The organism is Advenella mandrilli, assembly GCF_016595155.1.
In the GTDB taxonomy this organism is placed as follows: Bacteria; Pseudomonadota; Gammaproteobacteria; order Burkholderiales; family Burkholderiaceae_B; genus Advenella; species Advenella mandrilli.
The window spans coordinates 55,964-70,883 of the sequence record NZ_JAENGP010000001.1 but is presented as its reverse complement, the minus strand read 5'-3'; the positions used below and the strand labels follow the sequence as shown (position 1 = coordinate 70,883).

General features: G+C 48.0%; 12 protein-coding genes and 1 tRNA gene. 6 read left to right on the top strand and 7 right to left on the bottom strand.

Going from position 1 to position 14,920, the window contains the following annotated elements:
• Positions 1-50: 50 nt before the first annotated feature.
• The 3 genes from cls to JHL22_RS16060 all read left to right on the top strand — a co-directional run bounded on the left by cls (position 51) and on the right by JHL22_RS16060 (position 2,967).
• The gene (gene cls, locus JHL22_RS00310) at positions 51-1,505 is read left to right on the top strand and encodes a cardiolipin synthase (RefSeq protein WP_200232652.1); all 1,455 of its coding nucleotides are present in this window, start codon (positions 51-53) and stop codon (positions 1,503-1,505) included.
• Positions 1,506-1,530: 25 nt separating this feature from the next.
• Positions 1,531-2,733, top strand: coding sequence for an MFS transporter (locus JHL22_RS00305; RefSeq protein WP_200232651.1), 1,203 nt, complete (start codon positions 1,531-1,533; stop codon positions 2,731-2,733).
• Between the two features lie 105 nt (positions 2,734-2,838).
• Positions 2,839-2,967 (top strand): hypothetical protein, encoded by a 129-nt coding sequence (locus JHL22_RS16060; protein WP_268918903.1) that lies wholly within the window; start codon positions 2,839-2,841, stop codon positions 2,965-2,967.
• On the opposite strand, the gene JHL22_RS00300 is transcribed toward JHL22_RS16060, so the two are convergent.
• The gene (locus tag JHL22_RS00300; protein WP_200232650.1) at positions 2,917-6,132 is read right to left on the bottom strand and encodes an ESPR-type extended signal peptide-containing protein; all 3,216 of its coding nucleotides are present in this window, start codon (positions 6,130-6,132) and stop codon (positions 2,917-2,919) included. The genes JHL22_RS16060 and JHL22_RS00300 overlap by 51 nt on opposite strands.
• Positions 6,133-6,520: 388 nt before the next feature.
• Positions 6,521-6,973 carry an azurin gene (azu, locus tag JHL22_RS00295; protein WP_200232649.1) on the bottom strand — a complete coding sequence of 151 codons (453 nt, stop codon included), beginning with the start codon at positions 6,971-6,973 and terminating at the stop codon, positions 6,521-6,523.
• A 489-nt stretch (positions 6,974-7,462) separates the two neighbouring features.
• Here azu and JHL22_RS00290 point away from each other — a divergent pair, with 489 nt between their 5' ends.
• Genes JHL22_RS00290 through bioA form a run of 3 tightly spaced genes read left to right on the top strand, consistent with a single transcriptional unit; the run spans position 7,463 to position 10,525 of the window.
• Positions 7,463-8,602 carry an aminotransferase class I/II-fold pyridoxal phosphate-dependent enzyme gene (locus JHL22_RS00290; protein ID WP_200232648.1) on the top strand — a complete coding sequence of 380 codons (1,140 nt, stop codon included), beginning with the start codon at positions 7,463-7,465 and terminating at the stop codon, positions 8,600-8,602.
• Positions 8,603-8,610: 8 nt separating this feature from the next.
• The gene (gene bioD / locus JHL22_RS00285; RefSeq protein WP_200232647.1) at positions 8,611-9,249 is read left to right on the top strand and encodes a dethiobiotin synthase; all 639 of its coding nucleotides are present in this window, start codon (positions 8,611-8,613) and stop codon (positions 9,247-9,249) included.
• Positions 9,230-10,525 (top strand): adenosylmethionine--8-amino-7-oxononanoate transaminase, encoded by a 1,296-nt coding sequence (gene bioA / locus JHL22_RS00280; protein ID WP_200232646.1) that lies wholly within the window; start codon positions 9,230-9,232, stop codon positions 10,523-10,525. The genes bioD and bioA overlap by 20 nt, the downstream gene beginning before the upstream one ends.
• 184 nt (positions 10,526-10,709) lie before the next feature.
• On the opposite strand, the gene JHL22_RS00275 is transcribed toward bioA, so the two are convergent.
• The 5 genes from JHL22_RS00275 to JHL22_RS00255 form a co-directional block, all read right to left on the bottom strand.
• Positions 10,710-10,794: transfer RNA gene (locus tag JHL22_RS00275), tRNA-Leu, on the bottom strand.
• Between the two features lie 52 nt (positions 10,795-10,846).
• Positions 10,847-11,404: a preprotein translocase subunit SecG gene (gene secG / locus JHL22_RS00270; RefSeq protein WP_200232644.1), complete on the bottom strand. Its 558-nt coding sequence runs from the start codon at positions 11,402-11,404 to the stop codon at positions 10,847-10,849.
• Between the two features lie 21 nt (positions 11,405-11,425).
• Complete coding sequence (gene tpiA, locus JHL22_RS00265; protein ID WP_200232643.1) at positions 11,426-12,184, bottom strand: triose-phosphate isomerase; 759 nt, start codon at positions 12,182-12,184, stop codon at positions 11,426-11,428.
• 77 nt (positions 12,185-12,261) lie between these two features.
• Positions 12,262-13,245 carry an NAD(P)H-quinone oxidoreductase gene (locus JHL22_RS00260; RefSeq protein ID WP_200232642.1) on the bottom strand — a complete coding sequence of 328 codons (984 nt, stop codon included), beginning with the start codon at positions 13,243-13,245 and terminating at the stop codon, positions 12,262-12,264.
• A 194-nt stretch (positions 13,246-13,439) separates the two neighbouring features.
• A complete protein-coding gene (locus JHL22_RS00255) occupies positions 13,440-14,864 on the bottom strand; it encodes an aspartate ammonia-lyase (RefSeq protein ID WP_200232640.1) in 1,425 nt (474 codons plus the stop codon).
• Between the last annotated feature and the right edge of the window lie 56 nt (positions 14,865-14,920).

The window sequence follows — 14,920 nt, the reverse complement described above, 5'->3', positions numbered from 1 at the left end:
GCTTTACAATAAAGTACATTTCTGTTGTTTTTTGTTGGATTATTGAATATATGACCGCTTTTTGGGCCTTTCTGCTTGAATACCAAACCCACCTGATATTTGGTTCGGGTTTGCTTATTGGATTGCTGGCCGCCATTCATGCAGCAATGACCAAGCGTGATGTCCGAGCTGCCATTGCCTGGGTTGGCGTGGTTATTCTATCGCCATTTTTTGGGGCGTTCTTGTATTTTTTAGTAGGCATTAACCGGATCAACCGCAGCAGGCGCCTGCAACACAATGAATATTTGCTTCAAGACCATTTAAATGGCAAATACCGGGAAACCGGCAATATTGCCGATATCTCCGGCCCCCAGTTCGAATCCCTGAAAAAAGCCGGCAACAAGTTAAGCCGCTTTCCCATCTGGAGCAACAACAGCATTACCCCACTGCTGGGGGGCGATGAAGCTTATGCAGCCATGATTGCCGCTATCGACAGCGCCACCAAAACCATTGCCATGCAAAGCTATATTTTTGACAATGACGTAATTGGCAAACGTATTGCACAGGCCCTGGTGCGTGCACGCCAAAGAGGCGTCACCGTTAAGGTCTTAATTGATGCCATTGGCGCCAAATATTCCCGGCCCTCCATTACGACCCTGTTCAAGAACACCGGCATTGATGTGGCCCTTTTTGAGGCGCATTTCTTCAGTTTCAAAATGCCCTACTCCAACTTGCGCTGTCACCGCAAAATCCTGCTGATTGACGGCCAGCTTGCGTTTAGCGGCGGCATGAACATCAGGGAAGGCTTTACCTCTGAAATAAGCCAGGGCACCCCCATGAAAGATGTCCATTTTCAAATAAGGGGGCCGCTGGTGTTTCAGCTATTGCTGGTGTTTTTTCATGACTGGTCATTTACCACCCATGAAAAACTCATGCCCGCCAACTGGATATCCACCCCTGAACCCCTGCCCCAATCAAATACTGCCGCCCGCTGCATTACATCGGGGCCCGATAACGACATTACCAGCACCCACCGGCTGATTCAGGCCGCCTGCGCGGTGGCGCAAAAGCACATTCGCATCCAGTCCCCCTATTTTTTGCCCGACCAGGTCTTGCTAGGTGCCCTGAATACCGCGGCACGCCGGGGCATCCGGGTAGATATCTTAATACCCGGTAAAAACAACCTGTACCTGGTCAATTGTGCCATGATGGCCCAGCTCAACCAGGTGCTGGACAGTGGCTGCCATGTCTGGCGCAGCAACGGCCCTTTTGACCATTCCAAACTGTTCACAATAGACGAAGGCTGGGCGTTGGTAGGCTCCTCAAACTGGGATGCCCGCAGCCTGCGCCTGAACTTTGAGGTAGATATAGAGGTGTATGATCGAACCTTCAGCACCCGCATTAGCCAACACATAGACGGTGAAATTGAAAAGGCTGTCCCTGTCACCCGGGACACGTTAAAATCAATCAGCTTTCTCAAACAGCTCAGGAATAAAATCATCTGGCTGGCTTCACCTTACCTTTAAATTGAAACGACAACGCCAATAAAAAATGAGCACAATCACTGAAAACAAAAAAGCCTGGCTGGTACTTGCCCTGACGCTAACCATTCAATCCCTCGGGTCCATGGTCTTGCTGATTCCGCCTGTGTTGATTCCGGTCCTCAGCACCGATCTCAACATTTCCACCAGCCACCTGGGCCTGTATATTGCCTGTGCCTACCTGACCGCCATGACCATGAGCGTTTGCACCGGCATGCTGCTCACCATAACCGGCCCCATTCGATTAAGCATACTGTGCATTGCCTCTTGCGCCATCGGGATGCTGCTTTTCCTGCTGGCGCCTTCTTTACCCACCCTGCTGCTCATGGGTGCATTCATTGGTGCCGGCTACGGTCCCATTACCCCTTGCAGTTCGCAAATCTTAATTAAAAATACGCCCAAACACCGGCTTAATCTGATTTTCTCCATCAAACAAACCGGTGTACCCTTGGGTGGTGTACTGGCTGCGCTCTTAATACCAGCCCTGCTCGAGATCATGAGCTGGTATTCAGCCATGCTGGTTATTTTACTGGTACTGATTGTGTTTGTGTGTATTGCCCTGTTTACCCCCAAAGACTGGGAACCCGAAAACACGGTTATTTCCACCTCTTTCAAAACCGAATTCATCAATGCCCTGAAAACGGTTTTTCGCACCCCCGCTTTACGCACGCTGGCCTTGTCTTCTTTCTGCTTTTCCATCTGCCAGCTTACCTTAATGACCTACGCCATTACGTTCCTGAATAAAGAACTGGGTTTTGCGCTGGTTATCTCCGGCCTGCTGCTGTCTTTTTCACAGGTTTCCAGCGTCATCGGCCGGATTTTCTGGGGCTGGCTGGCCGACCGGTTTTTTTCTCCGTGGAGCATGCTGGTCTTCCTGACCCTGGGCATGATTACCGCGTCATTGGCGGTGTATTCCATTAACCCCGATACCAGCACCCTGTTCATTGCCCTGTTTTTTATTTTATACGGTGCGATGGGTATTGGCTGGAACGGCGTTTACCTGACCGAAGTGGCCCGTAAATCGCCCGAAGGAAAATCCGGCTCTATCACTGGCGTGACGCTTTCAGTCACGTATTTGGGCGTGGTGATTGGCCCCCCGCTGATTGGCCAGGTATCTGAATCCATGGGCAGTTACGCCTATGGATTTTTATTCTTGCTGATCCCGCTTGGCATTGCGCTGTTATTGTTATTGGGTACGCGCAAGGCGTTTTAGGACTAAACGCGCCAAACCCGCCCCACTTTTTTAATCGACAACATTTACCCAAAGTACAAAAAAACCGGTTCATGCCTGAAACAAAATGCATGAACCGGTTTTTTTATGGGCTTGCGTATTAGCGGCAAGCCCTTTGGTATTCCTGGCAAGCCGGGCTACACCACACCCGGCCTTACCAAAGGTTTACCACAAGTAGGTAACGCTGGCACCACCACCGGCACCGCCACGGCCTGAACCGTTAACCGCACCTTTCAGCAGCCATTTGCCGTTTTCGGATACGGTAGAAAGACCAACCGCATAACCGGCTTCACCACGCCATGTACCACCACCGACTGAGAACGCGCTTTGACCGGGCTGATAAGCCTGACCAAGCGTTGCGACCGCAGTCGCTGCAGCCGTACCGGCATCGGCACGTTTTTCGGCACGACGGATTTCACCGCGCAAGGTACTGGTGGCACCTGAAATCATCTCCTGGGCCTGCTGGACGTTAACGGCATCGGTTGGGCCTTTACCTGCCGCAACGCCACTAATCACACGGGCTTCGCCGTTACTGTTGGCAAAGTTGACTTCCGTGCCATCGGTATTGCCACCTACGGAAATAACCCGGGTTGTTGAGTCTTGACGCACCAAACCAATTGAGGTGTTGTTATTGACTTGATCCTGCAAGCTGGCGACTGACGTATTCAGGCTTGTTAAAGCTCCACCCACATTATCAAAGGTTACCGTTTTTTTGCTGCCATCCTGCTGAATTTCCTGCAGTGCATAAAGCGGATTAACAAATGTGCCATCATCCTTGGCTTCTGCACCACCACCCAATGCACTGGCTGTAGCTTTCACCTGCTGATTGGTCGCATGCAACTGCTTGCCTGTCACAGCATCAGAACTGGTAGCTGAAAGCTTACCATCTTTCAAACCGGTCAGCGTACGCACGCCATCCGTACCCGTAAAGTCAACAATCGTACCATCGGTTTCACCACCCACGGTAATGTTACGTGTTGTGGCATCCTGTTTAACAATACCCGCTGTACCGTTTTGGATGCTGGCAAGATCACCTTCTATATTGGTAATTCGGCTTGTATTGGAAGTAACACGACCATCCAGATTTTCAAAAGCCTCACCCACTGTATGTACAGTTGTAGTATTACCCTTATTGGTACCATCATCAAGCACGTAATCAGGCCTTATTGCACCACCTGTAATAGGATCAACTGCGTTCAAGGCTGTCAAGGCAGTAGCTAGGTCAACATTGGTCGCATGTAATTGCTTGCCGGTTACCGCATCGGTACTGGTAGTAGACAGATCCCCCTCTTTCAAACCGGTCAGGGTACGGGCATCACCGTCTTTATTCACAAAGTTAACAACCGTACCACCCGAGGCAGCACCAACGGTAATGGATGCACTGTCATTAACCTGCTGAACCAAGCCGGCAGTACCATTCATCAGATTGGTAATATTGGTGGTATTAGAAGTAACACGACCATCCAGGTTTGTCAGTGCACCACCCACATTGTTAAACGTTATCGTCGTGCCTTTGTTAGTGCCATCATCCAGCACATACTCAGGGGCTTGTACCGTACCATCTGCCTTGACCTCAGCTCCACCACCCAGGGCGGCCAGGGTTGAATCAAGATTGGTATTGGTACTGAACAGCTGGTCACCGGTCACAGCATCAGTGCTGCCTGCCGCCAAATTACCATTAGCCAAGCCGGTCAGCGTACGAACCTCACCCTCTTTATTGGTAAAGTTAACAATCGTACCGTCGGTTTCACCGCCTACCGTAATGTCACGTGTTGTGGCATCCTGCTTAACAATACCTACACTACCCTTCGTGATATTGGTAATGTCAGTTTTAATAGTGCCAATATCACCTGTATTGGCAGTAACGCGACCATCCAGGTTTGTCAGTGCACCACCCACATTGTTAAACGTTGTCGTCGTGCCTTTGTTAGTACCATCATCAAGCACATACTCAGGGGCTTGTACCGTACCATCTGCCTTGACCTCAGCTCCACCACCCAGGGCGGCCAGGGTTGAATCAAGATTGGTATTGGTACTAAACAGCTGGTCACCGGTCACGGCATCCATACTGCCTGTTTTTAATTCACCATTGGCTAAACCGGTCAGCGTACGCGCATCACCAGTTTTATTGGTAAAGTTAACAATCGTACCGTCGGTTTCAGCGCCTACCGTAATATCGCGTGTTGTGGCATCCTGCTTAACAATACCTACCTCACCGCCCAACAACTTGTTGATATTGGTTGTATTATTATCAATATTGACGGCATTGCTACCCACATGGCCTGCCAACTCACCCAGCACTGAACCCACATCACCATGTTTGGCGCCTGCCAAGCCAGAGGTACCATAAGTAAGTTCATACTCAGGTGCTTGCAACGTACCATCTGCTTTGACTTCAGCACCACCACCCAACGCATCGGCAATATATTTATTCGTTGTATACAACTGGCCACCAGTTACGGCTTCGTTGCTGTCTGCATTGCCAATATCGCCAGCTGCCACACCAATCAGTTTACGATCATAAGCTTCTGGCCCCTGAGCAGTTGTGATGCTGCCAGAAAAATCTACTGCGACACCTTGTGTTTCCTGGCCAACAGTGATGTTGTCTGCCGGGTTAGGCTGGCGCACTAAACCACTGGTATTAATGTTAGTGATCGCCGCATCCAGTTGGCCAACGTTAACCGCATCGGTTAAGTTTTCACCTGCTTTCACATTGGTGATTTTACGCTCATTGCCAGCAGAACCCACGGAAACGGTATTAACTTCATTTGCAACTGAATTCTCACCAATTGCTATAGCTCCCGCGGCAAGAGCCTGTGCTTTTTCACCAATGGCAATAGCACCCGTTGCAAGGGCTTTAGCTTCATTTCCAAATGCAATTGAAGACTCTGTTGAGGCCGTTGCTTCTTTTCCATTTGAGCCCAAACCGGAGATTTTATTACCACCGATGGCGATGCCACCTTCTTTATTTAACGCATAAGAATCCGCTGTAGTATCGCAGTCTGCATCAGTAGATAAAAGTTTCCCATTGGTATCAAGCACATTCAGTGTAATATCCTCTCCGGCCACCACCAGATCAAGTATATCAGTAACACCAAGAGTACCAAGCAAAGGGCCAACTACTGGTAAACCAGTCAAAACCGGATAAAGAATATCCCCAACCACCACATCTGTTATCACACTGTTAGGCAAGCTGACTCCTGCACAAGCACTTACCAACTGTGCCTGCGCAGACCCCATCGCCCCAAACCCCAAAGCAGCAGACAACGCTGTTGCAGCCAGTAGTTTACGGCCAGACTTACCCTTGTTTTTTGTGTTTTCAGAAACCGCCACATAGGTTCCTGTTTGCTCATTGAAAATGCTTTTGTGAATCCGGTTCATCCTCTAATCCTTTTTTAATACCAGACAGATACGAATTTTCGTTGTCTTAATTAACCACTCTTATCAATCATATAAAAAAAACGGACAATTTACATTAAATTACTTTTATTGATACTCCTGTTATTTTGAAAAATAAAAAATATAGTATTACAAACCAATGAGTTATGTGTTTTTCTCATTTTAATTGCAAAAATTAACTTTTCATTTCCTTACAATAATGACTGATTATTGTCTTATATAAACAACCCATTGAATTTTAAATATTTCTATTGGTAAATATTTAAAACAAAAAGCCTGCATCTCAATATTGAAATGCAGGCTTTTTTAATTCTTAAGAAAGCCCCGCTTTCCCGGCGGGACTTTTAAAGATAGTTGATTTGGCTAGAAATTAATCAACCAGTTTTACAGCACCTTTCATTAGGGCAGAATGGCCAGGGAAAGAGCAGAAGAAAGTGTAATCGGTATCAGCTACCAGGTCTTTAACAGGGAACGTTACGGTTGTGGATTCACCGCCACCAATTAGTTTAGTGGCTGCAACCACACGCTCATCGCCTTCTTTAACATAGTTGTTGGCGACACCCGCTGCAATACCTTCGTTGGCTACCGCTTGCATCTCTGCAGTTTTGGCAATAACAACGTTATGACCCATGGCTGCTGCAGGCAATTTACCTACGTGCTTCAAGTTAATAGTAAATTCTTCGCATGTTTTGCTAATGGAAATTTCTTTCGTGTTGAATTGCATGGCATCGTTAGATTCAATTTCTACAACACATTCAGCAGCCAGTACGGGGGTTGCGGCAACAGACAGAACGGCAGCAAGTGCCAGTTTTTTGAAAGACATATATTTCTCCTGTGAAAAAAACTTTTATACTTACGTATCATACGATAAGTTATAAGCTCATATTCAGTATTAAACACTATTTCTTCCGAATAGTTGAGTAAAACAGTAGTCTTTGTTGATAAAAATCAAGGGAATACCCTAGACATTTGTAATGAGAACAAAAATTGATACTATACTGATTAGTTGCGAATCATTTAATAACAAATCATACAAACTGCATTGATTTTTCTGGCAATCTGGCAAAAAAACGACTAGCAAGCAACACCTGAAAAAGCCAACCTTTTCTAAAGATCAAAGTTTGCCACATACTGACTCAAACCGCACAGTAACAAAACCAATAAAATCACTCTTCTCCTTTTAAGTTTCATTAAAACACCACCAAAAAACATAAAAATAACAAAACACACCTCCACACTCAAGCATTAAAATCTTCTTTTGACTTTCTGCTTGCTTATATAAGCATAAGCACACCAGCACAAAAGAGGAATAATGCTTACTTCATACAAGCAGTATTGCGGCAAACTGCAAACCGAAAACCGCTACCGCCAGCTTTTTCTATTGCCCCAGGGTAAAGCGCATCTTGATTTTTCCAGTAACGATTACCTTGGCCTTAGCCAACAGCCAGCACTGGTACAGGCCGCCACCAAGGCCGGAGAATGCTGGGGCGCGGGTGCCACCGGCTCTCGCCTGCTGTCTGGTAATAGTGAGCTTTGCGAGTCCTTTGAAAAGCGCATTGCCCAAGACAAGGGCACCGAAGCTGCGCTGGTATTCAATTCAGGATTTCAGGCCAACCTGACCGTCTTGGCCAGCCTGCTGGACAAGCGGGTTTTAGCTGCCCGGCCACTGGTGTTTTTTGACCAGCTGAATCATTCAAGCCTGTATAACGCCATTTTCTTAAGTGGCGCCGAACTGGTTCGCTACCAACACAATGATATGAGTCATTTAGCTAGCCTGATGCAAGCCCACCATCTCGAGAGACGCCCCAAATTCATTGTGGCGGAAACGGTCTATGGCATGGATGGCGACAAAGCTCATTTAAATGAAATAGTTGCACTGGCAGAAGAGCACAAGGCATTTGTCTATCTGGATGAGGCGCATGCCACCGGACTATTCGGTCCGCAAGGCTATGGCCTGTCAACCGAAATACAGTTTAATCGGGTACCGCACCTGGTGATGGGTACGTTCAGCAAGGCATTGGGAGTGAGTGGTGCGTATATTGCCTGCAGCCGGGACATCAGCAATTACATTATTAATAAAACCACCGGTTTTGTGTACTCAACCGCCCCCTCCCCACTTGTGGTGGGTGCCGCCCAAAAAGCCTGGGAATGGGTGCCTGATTTTCAACCAGAAAGACAAACGCTGTTTGCCATGGCACAGCATTTACGCAATGAGCTGTCTGCCGCCGGTTTTGATACCGGATTGTCCAACACCCACATCGTGCCCGTCATTTTAAAAGACGAAAAACGCACCCTGGACGCCAAGCTAAAGCTGGCCAGCCAAGGCATTATTGTGTCGGCCATTCGCCCACCAACCGTGCTGCCAGCGCAGTCACGCCTGCGCCTGGCACTTAACACCACCCATACCGAACAGGATATTGAAAAAACCATTGCGATCATCAAAACCCTATAGAGGTAATCATGAGCGTATTTATTACCGGCACAGACACCCACATAGGCAAAACCCTGGCCAGCGCCTGGCTCTGCCTGCATGCTGACAGCGATTATTTCAAGCCCATACAAACGGGCAGCATTGAAGGCACGGACAGCACTTTTGTCGCAGGCATTATCAAAAACCGAGTGCATCTGGAAAGCTATCTATTCAAGGCGCCAGAATCTCCCCATACTGCCGCACAGGCAGAAAACAGTGATATAGACATCACCACCATCAAGCTGCCCGCCGTCCACCGTCTGGTGGTTGAGGGCGCTGGCGGTTTAATGGTCCCGCTTAACCGGGAGCATCTCATGATAGACCTGGCACAGGCGCTTGGCCTGCCCGTGCTACTGGTTGCCAGTACCAAACTGGGTACCCTGAATCATACCCTGCTAAGCCTTGAGGCCTTGCACGCACGACAGATGCCCGTAGCGGGAATTATTTTGAACGGCCCCGGCAACCCCCGGCTTAAGGAAACGCTTGAGCATTTCGGGCAAAGCCCGGTTCTGGCTGAAATCCCCCCGCTTGACGCCATTAATACACACTCCCTGCAAGCGCTTAAGCCAGGCCCCCAACTACTGAATTTATTTAATATGGATGATAACAATGAGCTTGAGTTCGCGTGATAAAAAACGGGTCTGGCACCCCTTTACCCAAGAGAAAACTGCCGGCCTGCCGATAGCCATCAAAAAAGGCAAAGGCTCTTATCTGTATGATGAACAGGACAATACCTATCTGGATTTGATTTCCAGCTGGTGGGTTAATTTATATGGCCATGCCCATCCGGAAATCGCACAAAGTATTTACCAGCAAGCCACAACACTGGAGCATGTTATTTTTGCAGGTTTTACCCACGAGCCTGCCGTACAGTTGTGCGAAACCCTGGACCCCCTGTTGCCAGCATCCCTGTCCCGTTTTTTCTTTTCAGACAACGGCTCTACCAGTGTTGAGGTTGCCCTGAAAATGGCTTACCAATATTGGAAGAACAAGGACGGCAAGGAAAAAAAATTATTTATCTGTCTTGAAGGCGGCTACCACGGCGATACCGTTGGTGCCATGTCGGTTGGTTCGGAATGTGGCTACCATGACCATTTCAGGGAATTGTTTTTCAATGTCTTAAGCATTCCTTTTCCGGCCACCTGGGATAATGACAAAAACGTAGAAGAAAAAGAATCCCGTTCTTTAGCGATTTTGCAAAGCCATCTGGAACAAAACCCGGGACAAATTGCCGCCCTTATTATTGAACCCCTGGTACAGGGTGCCAGCGGAATGCGTATGTGTCGCCCATCATTTATCAAAAAAGTGGGGGAGCTGATCCATGCACACGACAGCCTGCTTATTTTTGATGAAGTCATGACCGGGTTTGGGCGTACTGGCAGTAATTTTGCCATGGAACAAACCGGCATCGTCCCCGATTTTGTGTGTTTATCCAAAGGCATCACAGGCGGTTTTCTGCCTTTGGCCCTTACGGTTACCAGTCCTAAAATTTATGAGGCTTTTTTAAGTGATGAATGGAAATACGCTTTCTCGCATGGCCATTCTTATACCGCAAACCCGCTGGCCTGCGCCGCTGCCGTTACCGCAACCCGGTTGCTGCAAAGCGAGGCAACCCAACAGGCCATGCACGCCATTAATATAGCGCATCAGCAAGGCCTGGCAACGCTTAAGGCCAATGGAAGGCATATTATGCACACCCGAATTCAAGGCACTATTGCCGCCTTTGATCTTGCCACACCAGCACAAGGCAAACGCAATACCGGCAGTTCCCTGCCCAGGCAATTCATGCGTGAAGGCCTGATACTTAGGCCAATCGGCAACACGATTTATTTAATCCCCCCCTATTCAACCACCCCAGAGGAATTGCTAAAGGCCTATGAAAAAATAGAACGGGTATTAGGGTAAAAAATCGCATGTTAACAATGACACTTCCTCCATATTTTTCAAGCAAAAGAAAATATCAAAATTGCCAATCGGAGCAAAAAAGCGGATTGCCTTGATGTATTACCTGAATATCAGCCACAAACAAAAAAACCCCTGCTCTAAAAGAGCAAGGGTTTGCATTCTTACTGATTCGGTTTTAAACCGATGGTGCTCATGGCGAGACTCGAACTCGCACAGCTTTCGCCACTACCCCCTCAAGATAGCGTGTCTACCAATTCCACCACATGAGCATGAAGTGTGTTCTGGAAAGCATTAAATTATAACGCATTTCCCAGAAAATTGTTACTGCTGCGTATTTTCTGTTGAATTTTCAGAAGCCGGTGCGGTTTCTGTTGGCGTTTCTACAACAGTTTCAGGCGTGGCAGATGCTGCGGGTGTCGCTTCTGTTTCCGGTGCAACTGTAGCTGTTTGTTCAACTGGGGCAACAGGCGCAGGCACAGCAGACGACGCTGGCGCAGCGGGTGTTACCAGGCTACCGGCAGCCGGTGCCGCCGGAACAGCATCACCACTAAGAGGCGCCACTGGCAAAGCGGGATTTTGTGGCTGAAAACCTTCCATCAGACCACTGCCGCCAGTTTGGCTTGTTGCTGATTCTGGCGATGCATTGCCCAAATAAGCAAGACCTGCGGTAGCTGCAAAAAACAGCACGGCAACCCATTTGGTTGCACGCGAGAAAAAGTTTGCCGCCCCCGTGGAACCAAATAAACTACCGGCGGAACCACCCCCAAAGGAAGAACCCATATCGGCGCCTTTGCCCTGTTGCAGCAACACGAGCACAATGACGCTTAACGCAGCAATCACCTGTACTACGGTTAGCAATGGATATAAATATGAAGGCATAAAAGTAAAACTCCAAAAATATTAAGCAGTCGCAATATTCAAAAATTCTTCGGCAACCAGCGCAGCGCCACCAACCAGTGCGCCATCAATGTCGGCCATGGCAAATAAACTTGCCGCATTGGCAGCCTTAACGCTGCCACCATATAAAACCTGAACGTTTCCGGCCCCAATCGCGTTTAGCTGGGCACGGATATAAGCATGCACTTCCTGAGCCTGTTCTGGCGAAGCGGTAAGACCGGTACCAATAGCCCAGACAGGCTCATAGGCAATAACCATTTTATTCACCGCCTGCTCACCCAAAGCAAGTACCGGGGCCAGTTGCGCCTGAATGACCGCAAGGGTTTTTTCCTGTTCGCGATCTTGCAAGGTTTCTCCAACACAAACCACCGGTGTAATATTATGGGCCAGTGCAGCCTGTGCCTTTAAGGCCACCTGTTCGCTGGTTTCACCATGCAGGGCGCGACGCTCCGAGTGACCAACCAGCGCCCATGCACAATTGAAATCGTTAAGCATAGAGGCAGAAACTTCACCGGTGAACGCACCGGATTCCTGCCAACTGACATCTTGCGCCCCCCATGACACAGAGCTGCCAGCCAAAACCTGCGACACCTGTGCCAGATAAGGGAAAGACGGACAAACAGCAATTATACAGTGGTTATGCGCACCCGTATTTTCCACCCCATCGCGAATGCCTTTCAAAAGCACTTCATTGGCAGCCAGGCTGCCGTTCATTTTCCAGTTTCCAATAACCAGTCGCTGACGCGTTTTTGCTGTTGTCATAGTTAAATCCGGCTTGTAAATATACGGGTTAAATTTAATTAACCTAATATTCTAACCCGTATAGAGCCGCTTTGTCTTTAATTTTCAAAAGTCAAAATAATTTTACCAATCTGCTCACCCGCATCCATCATGGTATGTGCGTCTACCACTTTTTCAAAGGGGAAGGTAGCGTGAATAACCGGCTTGATTTTTCCTGCCTCGAGCAATGGCCAGACATGCGTTTGCAAAGATTGGGCAATGTCAGTTTTAAAGGCGGGTGAGCGTGGACGCAGGGTTGAACCGGTAATGGTAAGACGACGACGCATTAGCTGACTGGTGTCTATCGTTGCTTTACTACCACCCAGCTGGGCAATAATCACAATACGGCCGTCATCGGCCAGACTATTGATATTGCGATTAGCATACTCACCCGAAACCATATCCAGAATGACATTAACACCCTTGCCATGGGTAAGGGTTTTTATTTCCTCGACAAAGTCCTGGGTTTTATAGTTAATACCTTTGTTGGCACCCAAGGCCTCGACTGCCTTTACGCGCTCATCGCTACCCACGGTTGCGTAAACGGTATTACCAAAAGCACGCGCCAATTGAATCGCGGTTGTTCCGATTCCGCTTGCACCGCCATGCACCAGCAAGATTTCATCCTTGGCCAGGGCGCCGCGATCAAACACGTTGGTCCAAACCGTAAAATACGTTTCAGGCAAACCAGCGGCTTCCACGTCACTTAGGCCCTTGGGAATAGGCAAGCAGTTACCGGCAGGCGCTGCGCAGTATTCGGCATAACCGCCACCTGGGGTTAAGGCGCACACTTTGTCGCCAATCTTAAGATTGGTACCCGAAACATCACCGTCCACAATCACACCCGCCACTTCCAGGCCTGGCAAATCAGAGGCATCAGCCGGTGGCGGATAAGAACCTTTGCGCTGGAACACATCAGGGCGATTAATACCCGCTGCGCTCACTTTAATTAAAACCTCACCGGCTTTTAGTACCGGCTTCTCACGTTCTACCACAGTTAATACTTCCGGCCCACCCGGCTGTGAGATTTCAATTGCTTTCATTGTCTTCTTCCTTTTTTCCAAGATCAGGGTAATCAAGCGCTCTATTCTAGCAGGGTCTGACAAACACAAGCCATTTGGACAAGACTTTGCGTACAGACCCTGAATAGATGCAGGCAATAAAAATACAGTGAGCATCAAATAAAAAAGGGGCCGTTTCCAGCCCCTTCGATTTTGCTTTATGTATTTGGCAGGATTTAGACTGCCACGCTTTCCAAACGAGGCGCAATCATGTTTTCAGGGCGCAAAATATCAGCCAGCACCTTTTCATCAAGCAGGTTCTCTTCTTTAACAAGCTCAAGAACACCGCGTCCTGTTTCAAGCGCTTTTTTGGCAATGCGCGTTGAGTTTGCATAACCAATAAACGGATTCAGGGCAGTTACCAGGCCAATTGAGTTTTCTGCCAGGGCGCTACAATGGGCTGCATTGGCGGTAATGCCATCAATACACAATTCCCTAAGCATATCCATTGCACGCGATAACAGGCAAATTGAATCAAACATTTTATAGGCAATTAATGGCTCCATCACATTCAGCTGCAACTGGCCCGCTTCGGATGCCATGGTAATAGCCACATCATTACCAATAATTTCAAAAGCAATCTGATTGACCGCTTCTGGAATAACCGGATTAACTTTGCCCGGCATGATAGAACTGCCCGGCTGACGGGCCGGCAAATTGATTTCGTTAATCCCCGTACGAGGACCACTGGAAAGCAAACGCAAGTCATTACAGATTTTGGATAATTTAACTGCAGTACGCTTAAGCATGCCTGACAGCAATACAAAATCACCCATATCATAGGTGGCGGCAACCAGATCAAACGATGATTTCACGGGCTGCGCACTAATTTCAGCTAATTTACCAACGGCCAGCTGCTGATAACGAGGGTCGGTATTAATACCTGTACCAATGGCGGTACCACCCAGATTAACCGCCGTTAACAAGTTGGAAGCCACTGAGCGCAACAAGGGGATATCGTCAGCCAAGGTAGACGCAAAAGCCTTGAATTCTTGCCCCAGGGTCATTGGAACCGCATCCTGAAGCTGGGTGCGTCCCATTTTAAGGATATGATCAAACTCATTTGCCTTAACCACAAATGATGCAGTGAGTTTATCCAGGCTTGTTAACAACGCCTCATGACTGAACAACAAACCTAACCTGATTGCTGTTGGGTAGGTATCATTGGTTGATTGAGACATGTTCACGTCATTATTAGGGTCCAGATAGTGGTACTCACCCTTGGCGTGATTCATGGACTCAAGCGCAATATTGGCAATGACTTCGTTGGCGTTCATGTTGGTAGAGGTCCCTGCCCCACCCTGGATCATGTCTACCACAAATTGATCATGAAACTCGCCCCCGATAATTCGTTGACAGGCCTTTTTGATTGCCTCACATTTTTCTTTTCCAAGATGTCCCAGCTCACAATTGGCCTGGGCAGTTGCCTGTTTAACCATGGCAAATGCATTGATAAAATCAGGGTAGTGAGATAATGGAATGCCAGATAGCCTGAAATTTTCAATTGCTCGTAGTGTTTGGACACCATAGTAAACATTATCGGGGACTTCTTTAGTTCCCAATAAGTCTTTCTCTATACGGTACGACTTATTAGTTGACATATTAAAATTTAACAAAATAACGACTTGCGTCGCGTTAATAAAAAAACGGAAGATGA